At 60.5% G+C, this 6,887-nt stretch carries 7 protein-coding genes; 6 read left to right on the forward strand and 1 reads right to left on the reverse strand.

Annotation, left to right across the window (positions count from 1 at the left end):
* Positions 1 to 202 precede the first annotated feature (202 nt).
* On the reverse strand, positions 203 to 517 hold the full coding sequence (locus tag VIH17_07390) for a hypothetical protein (protein HEY4683059.1): 315 nt from the start codon (positions 515 to 517) through the stop codon (positions 203 to 205).
* A gap of 192 nt (positions 518 to 709) precedes the next feature.
* Between VIH17_07390 and VIH17_07395 the strand changes: the two genes are divergently transcribed.
* The 6 genes from VIH17_07395 to VIH17_07420 all read left to right on the forward strand — a co-directional run bounded on the left by VIH17_07395 (position 710) and on the right by VIH17_07420 (position 6,854).
* On the forward strand, positions 710 to 1,333 hold the full coding sequence (locus VIH17_07395; GenBank protein HEY4683060.1) for a TetR/AcrR family transcriptional regulator: 624 nt from the start codon (positions 710 to 712) through the stop codon (positions 1,331 to 1,333).
* Between the two features lie 7 nt (positions 1,334 to 1,340).
* Positions 1,341 to 2,393 (forward strand): efflux RND transporter periplasmic adaptor subunit, encoded by a 1,053-nt coding sequence (locus VIH17_07400; GenBank protein HEY4683061.1) that lies wholly within the window; start codon positions 1,341 to 1,343, stop codon positions 2,391 to 2,393.
* A 9-nt stretch (positions 2,394 to 2,402) separates the two neighbouring features.
* Positions 2,403 to 3,386, forward strand: coding sequence for an ATP-binding cassette domain-containing protein (locus VIH17_07405; protein ID HEY4683062.1), 984 nt, complete (start codon positions 2,403 to 2,405; stop codon positions 3,384 to 3,386).
* An 8-nt stretch (positions 3,387 to 3,394) separates the two neighbouring features.
* Entirely contained in the window at positions 3,395 to 4,507 is a 1,113-nt protein-coding gene (locus tag VIH17_07410) for an ABC transporter permease (protein ID HEY4683063.1), read from the forward strand.
* 59 nt (positions 4,508 to 4,566) lie between these two features.
* Positions 4,567 to 4,971 (forward strand): hypothetical protein, encoded by a 405-nt coding sequence (locus VIH17_07415; protein HEY4683064.1) that lies wholly within the window; start codon positions 4,567 to 4,569, stop codon positions 4,969 to 4,971.
* Between the two features lie 155 nt (positions 4,972 to 5,126).
* Entirely contained in the window at positions 5,127 to 6,854 is a 1,728-nt protein-coding gene (locus tag VIH17_07420) for a radical SAM protein (protein HEY4683065.1), read from the forward strand.
* The last annotated feature ends 33 nt before the right edge of the window (positions 6,855 to 6,887 follow it).

Below are 6,887 nucleotides of genomic sequence, written 5' to 3' on the forward strand. Positions count from 1 at the left end.
CCCCTCCGGCGCGGGCGGGGCACTTGCCGGCTAGTGCCGTTCCAACTAATTGAGCAGAATAGCGAGCTGGAGCGACATAGTTAGTCATACGTGCTGAGTCCATGAAGAACTTAGCCCAAAATAGTTGGAACGGCACTAGAATGGGGACAATACCTTGGCGGCCTGAAGAAGGTTACCCGGCAAGCCCTGACGGCGGTTTTCGCTATCTGCCACCCGGCCAAAGCTCGCGCACGAGCAAATAGAGAGTTGCGGGGATGGCGCCAAAGACAGGCATCGCCAGGAGAGCAGGCAATGCCAGCGGCCACGCCCGGCGGGCGCTCGCGTCCTCAATCATCCACAAAGCCAAAACCACTTCGAGGCCGTAGAAGTTGGTGATGATCTGCGCTCCCCAGGGGCGGGTGCGCCAAAGTTCGCCGAACTGCCGGAAACCACCGGCGCTGAACGCCGGCAGACGAAGATAGGCCCAGGCGAACAACGGAACCGTAACCAGCAATACGACGAGCAGGGCGAGGCTCATGTTCCGTCTCCTTTCCTCGTGGGGTTACGGTTCATTCTGGGGTCGGCTTGCCCGGCGGTCATGGGTGCCGGGCGTTCCAGTATGCCTTCCTGGGAATTTCCCCTCTTCCTCGAGCATGCCAAGGCCGTGCGTGGAGCCGGCTCGCCTTGACAATCACTCGCCGCTGAGTAAACTAACCAGTTAGTTAAAAGGATGCCCACCCCGAAAGCCAACCCGGATGGTGATTCTGCCCGCCGCATTCTGGCAGCGGCGGAACGCGCCTTTGCCGAGCAAGGCTTAGCCGGCGCGCGCACCGATCGAATCGCGTCTGCCGCGGGCGTCAACAAGGCGTTGCTCTACTACTACTTCGGCAGCAAGGAGCGCCTTTACACGGCTGTTCTCCAAAGCCACTTCAACCCGCTCATGGAGGTCGTTCGCAAAAGCCTCGACGGGAAGGCGAGACCGAGGGCCAAGCTGCTGCGCTATGTGGAAAGCTACTTTGAGTTCCTTCACCAGCGGCGCCATTACCCCAGGTTGTTGCAGCGAGAGATGGTGAGTGGCGGGCGGGAGCTGGGCGACATGGTGCAGAGGTATTTCCGGCCGGCCTACCGCCGGCTGGTGCGGGTGGTGGAAGAAGGCATCCAGCGCCGCGAATTTCGCAAGGTGGATGTGCGCAACGCCGTGCTGACTTTGATCGCGGTCACGGTCTTCTACTTCGGGGCGGCGCCCCTGCTCAGGCGCGTCCTGGGCCGAGATGCCTACACTCCCAAGAGTGTCGCCCGCCGCAAGGCAGCGGTCTTTGATTTCATCGAGCACGGGCTATTTCGAAGAGCCTGAGAGTGGAATGCAACAACGGAAACCCTTCTACATCCTCATCGGCAGCATCCTGGTGGCGAGCCTCGCCATCTATTTTGTGTACTCTCCCCGCCAGAAAAACATTGTCCTGACCGGCGTCGTGACGGGCAACGACGTGGTCGTCAGTTCCAAGATACTCGGCCGCATTGAAAGGCTCACCGTGGACGAAGGCGATGAAGTCAAGCACGGCGACCTTATTGCCCAGCTCGACCAGCCGGAGTTGAAGGCCCAACTGACATCGGCTGAGGCAACCATCCGCAGTTTGGAAGCGAAGCTTGCGAGCGCCACCACTGACCTGCGTTGGTCCGACGAGCAAACCGGTGCTTCGTTGATGCAGGCGCAAGCAGCCTTGGCAGCGGCGCACGCTCAACTCGATGAGGCGCGGGCGGATTTCGAGCAGGCCGGACTGGACTTCCAGCGCGCCCAGGGACTCTTTGAGGCGCAGGTCGTTTCAGCCCAGGACCGCGATCGAGCGGAAGCGGCGATGAAAGCCTCCCGGGCGCGAGTGCAATCACTGACCGACCAGGTCAAGGCGCAACAGGCGGCTCTGGCGGTGGCGGCGGCCAACCGCCAACAGGTGGCGATGCGGCAAAGCGACCTGGCCGCGACGCGGGCGCAACTGGCTCAAGCGCGGGCGCAGAAAGCGGAAGCCGAGACCCGGCTCGGCTACACCCAGATCCTCTCGCCGCTCGCCGGGGTGGTTTCGGTGCGGGTTGCCCGGCAGGGAGAAGTGGTGCAGCCGGGCGCGCCGATCGTAACCATCATTGACCTCAACCATCTCTGGGTCAAGGCGGATGTGGAAGAGAGCTACATCAGCCGGCTGGCGCTGGGTGACAAGCTCGAAGTACGCCTGCCTTCGGGCGAGTTGCTTTCGGGCAAACTTTTCTTCAAAGGCGTGGAGTCCGACTTCGCCACCCAACGCGATGTCAGTCGCGTCAAGCGCGACGTCAAGGCATTTTCGATCAAGGTTCGCGTGGACAATCCGGGCCGCCGGCTTTCTACCGGAATGACGGCTGAAGTAATCCTTCCCTTTACTCGCTAGGCAGCGAAGATGGGCGCCATCGAAGTCGAACGCATCACCAAACATTTCGGCAATCTTGTGGCCGTGGGCGACGTCAGTTTCAGCGTGGCTGAGGGGGAAATGTTCGGATTGCTGGGTCCGAATGGCGCGGGGAAGACCACGCTGATTCGGATGCTGACGACGCTTGTGGTACCGACCTCCGGCACGGCGCGAGTGCACGGCCACGACATCCTCAAGGAGCCCGACGGGGTGCGCCAGTGCATTGGTGTCATCCCCCAGGCGATCACTTCCGACCCGGAACTAACCGCCGAAGAAAATCTTCTCATCCACGCGAAGCTCTACGGCGTGCCCGCCGCGCAGCACAAGAAACTCTTTTCCGGCCTGTTTGAGCTGGTCGATCTGGTCCCCTTTCGCCATGAGCTGGTGCGGAACTATTCCGGGGGCATGCGAAGGCGGCTGGAAATCGCCCGCGGCCTGGTGCACCATCCCAAGATCTTGTTCCTTGACGAGCCGACCACCGGGCTGGATCCGGCCTCGCGCCTCGCCGTCTGGGAGATGATCCTCAAGATGAAAGAAGAGCAATCGTTGACCATCCTGCTCACGACCCACTACATGGACGAAGCCGACCGGCTCTGCGCCCGCGTCGCCATTGTGGACCACGGCAAGCTAGTCGTCCTGGACACGCCGGCAAGGCTCAAGGCTTCGGTGCCGGGGACAAACATCCTGGAAGCGCAATTTGAGGGCACCCCCGCCGATTGGTTGGAAAAGCTCGGCCGGCTCGAGGAAGTGGCGAGCGTAACCGCCCGCGACGGGACGTTTCGCATCAGTTCGCACCACGGGAGCAAGACGGTTGCGGCGCTGATGGATTGCGCCCGCCAACACGGGGTTACCGTCAAGTCGCTTTCTGTCCAGAGCACCACCCTCGACGATGTCTTCATGCACTATACCGGCCGCGCCCTCCGCGACGAGGTCAAAGAAGGTTTTGGGTACGACATCAGCCATTTGTACCGGTAGGGGGGGCCTTGCACCGCATCTGGGCCATCATTGAACGCGACATGCGGAAATTCTTCCGCAGCCCGGCCCTCATGATCAGCTCCATGATTTTTCCCCTCATGCAGCTCGTCATCCTGGGCAACGCCTTCGGGGGAAAGATCAGGCACGTCGAGGTCGCCGTCGTGGACGAAGATCGCGGCGCCGAGGCGCGGCGGGTGCGGGAGCTTTTTGCCGGCATCGAGAATAATCCGCGGACATTCCTGCCGATCTATTACGCGAGCGTCGATCGGGCTGTCGGCGACCTTCGCTCCGGCAAAGTCCACGGCGTGATCTATATCCCGGACGGTTTCTCCCGTCGCGTCGGCCAGCAAAACCGGCCGCGCATCGGCTTCATCGTGGACAACACGGACAATTTCCTGACCAGCGCCTTGCAGGAACGCATGCTTCAGCTCACCGAGGCGCTCAACAAACCCGAAGTCGATCCCCGGCTCGTCCGGCAAATCCAGCTCCAGATTGTCGAGCTCTACCCTTACATCGAATACATGAAGTATCTCTTGCCCGGCTCGATCTCGCTCGCCATTTTCGTGGTGGCGATGATCGCCGGCGGCATCACCTTCATTGACGACAAGGCGCGGGGGCTTCACGAGGGCTATCTCATCACACCCATCAAGCGCTCGGAGCTGGTGCTGGGCCTCATCCTGGCGGGCACCATCAAGGGAGTCATGGCCGGCATGGTCCTCACCCTGATCGGGTCGCTCCTTGCCGGCATTCCAGGAATCTATGATCCGGTGCGCTTGCTCTACCTGCTGCTGGTGGTCGGCGCAACCTCAGCCGCGCTCATCAGTTTCATGTTCCTTCTGATGGTGCGCGTCTCCGACCCGCTGGTGCCGCGAGCGATTTTCGGGGTTCTGAACACCCTGTTGTTTTTTCCAAGCGGCGCCATCTATCCCACTCAGGGTTTCCCCACCTGGCTGAAATGGCTTTCGGTGGCGGACCCCTTCACCTATGCCGTCCACGCCCTGAAAAACCTGCTTTTGAAGAATACCGGATTTGTCGGGATCTATTCCGATGTCGGCTTCCTGCTCCTGTTTTCTGTGATCATGGCAGGAGCTTCCGTTCTGCTTTTTGAGCGTCAAATCTAGTGGGCAAACGGTTGCTGTGATAGGCTCTTTCTGATTGCCATAGGAAAGCGATAGAGCGCATGAGTCTGTTTCAAACGCAGCCGGAACCGGTGGCTCATCCCGGCCGCAGGCGAGCCGTCATCGTCCTGATCGCCTTGCTTGTGATCGCCGCATTCGCCTGGCGGGTATTCCGCTTCTACCCGGAGAAGCGCATCACGACGCGCTTTTTGGACACGGTTGTGGCAGGGGAGTTCGAAAGCGCCTACGGGCAATGGAATCCTGCCCCTGAATACAGTTTCAACGATTTCATGCAAGACTGGGGCCATGACAGCCCGTGGGGCAAGATCCGGAGCTATAGGATTGCCGATGTGGAAGGCAAGACCGGCGTGGTCAGCTTTATAGTGGTCGTCAACGACGTGGATTCCAAGCCCGTCGAAATCTGGGTGCAGAGGAAAACCAAAGCCCTTTCGTTCGCTCCTCCCTGAAACACCGCCAGCCCGGTCGAGTTGCTAAATACGCCTTGCCCGGCTCTTTTTTTGCTTCCGTTTGGCCACGTTTGCGTTCAAAATGGTACACTTTCGAGTTTTGGAAGAGGTCGAAGGGCAACGAGGGCCTCTGATTGCGGGGAGGGAGCAAAACTGTGAACAAGAATCTTGCGATCACGCTTGTAGAGCTGGAAGCGACGGTGGACGGCCGGCTCGAGGGCAAGCCCGCTCGTGACATCTATTCGCTTTTGCGGATGCCGGCGCGAGGGTTGCCCATCCTGGAGGCGGTTTGCCGGGCGGGCGGCTACCGCGATGTGGTTTCGCTCGACCCCGAATTCAATAAGGGCACCAAACAGAAACTTACGCCGGCGCAGTGGCGACGCCTGGCGGAGTCGGATGTAGTAGGGCTCTCGGCCATCACTCGGACCGCCAACCAATCCTACGAGCTTGCCACTCGCCTGCGGGAGATGAATCCTCGGCAGAAAATTGTCTTTGGCGGGCCGCACACCACCGCCCTGCCGGAAGAGGCATTGCAGTTCGGCGACGTGGTTGTCCTTCACGAAGGCGACCATACCTTTCCCGAACTCCTCGATCGCTTTGACGATGATTTTGAAAACCCTTCGCTCCGGGACCTGGCCGGCATCTGCTACAACGGCCCCGGCGGCGAGTTTTGCCGGACGGCCGAACGGCCCTTTCTTTCGAGCGAAGAGCTTTCGCGCTTGCCCTTCCCGGTGCTGTCGCGCGAGACGCTCGACGAGATCACCCACATGGTGGTCAACACGTCGCGCGGTTGCCCGTTCGAGTGCGAATTCTGCTCGGTGATTGAGAACTTCGGAAAACAGTTTCGTTTCCTCGATGACGACGCGACCATTGCCTTGCTCCAAGACACTCTCCGGATGACGCGCAAAACGCTCTTTTTCGGCGACGACATCTTTGCCGCCAACCGCGCCCGGACCAAGCGCATCCTGGAGCGAGTGCTGCGCGAAGGCATCCGCCTCCCGCGCTGGTTTGCTCAGGTCCGGGTGGAATCAGCTCAGGACAAGGAGCTGCTCGCGCTGATGAAACGCTCCCATTGCTCCACCGTTTTCATCGGTCTGGAGTCCGTCAACGCCGAGACGCTCAAACTTTACAACAAGCATGCCACCGTCGAGCGCAACCGCCAGGCGATTGAGAACTACCACCGCGCCGGCATCAAGGTCCACGGCATGTTCGTGCTCGGCTCGGATGCCGATACGGCCGAAACCATCGATGACACCCTGCGCTTTTCCCGGGAGATGCGGCTCGACACCGCTCAATTCTTTGCCCTCACCGCCGTGCCCGGCCCGCCGCTGACGCGGCGCCTGCAAAAAGAGGGCCGCGTTCTTTGCTGGGGCCAGTGGCACCTCTTTGATGCGCAACACGCTGTCGTGCAATCGCATCAGATCTCTCCCCTCGAGCTTCAGAAGGGAATCTTCGAAGCTTCCAAAAAGTTTTATTCCGTGCACGACGCGGTGGGCCGGCTCTTCTCCGGCCAGCATCGCTGGTTTAACTTCTTGATCCGCCTTGAAGGAAAATATCTCGCTCGCCGAATCGTCAAGGACAACCGCGACTACGTGGATTCCCTGCGACAGCTCCACGAATGGCACGACCGGCTGGCCGAGGAGGCCAGGCAACTGGCCCAGCACGTTCGCAAGGTAGTGGACGACTGGAGCCTGGAGCTTGAAGCCAAGCGAGTTCGCTTGCGCAGCTATCTGAGCGAAACCTACAAACGTTATTCCGAGACAAGCGTTCCCGAAGAATATCGCATCTACTGGAAACGGAAAGTGGAGAGCACACTGGCCGCCATCCAGAGCCATTTCGAAGCCGCTCTACCGCCCTCCGAGCCGGCACGCCAGACCGATTAGTGCCGTCCCAACTTATTGTGCCCGCCGCGGCGG

The organism is Candidatus Acidiferrales bacterium (assembly GCA_036514995.1).
Classification (GTDB): domain Bacteria; phylum Acidobacteriota; class Terriglobia; order Acidiferrales; family DATBWB01; genus DATBWB01.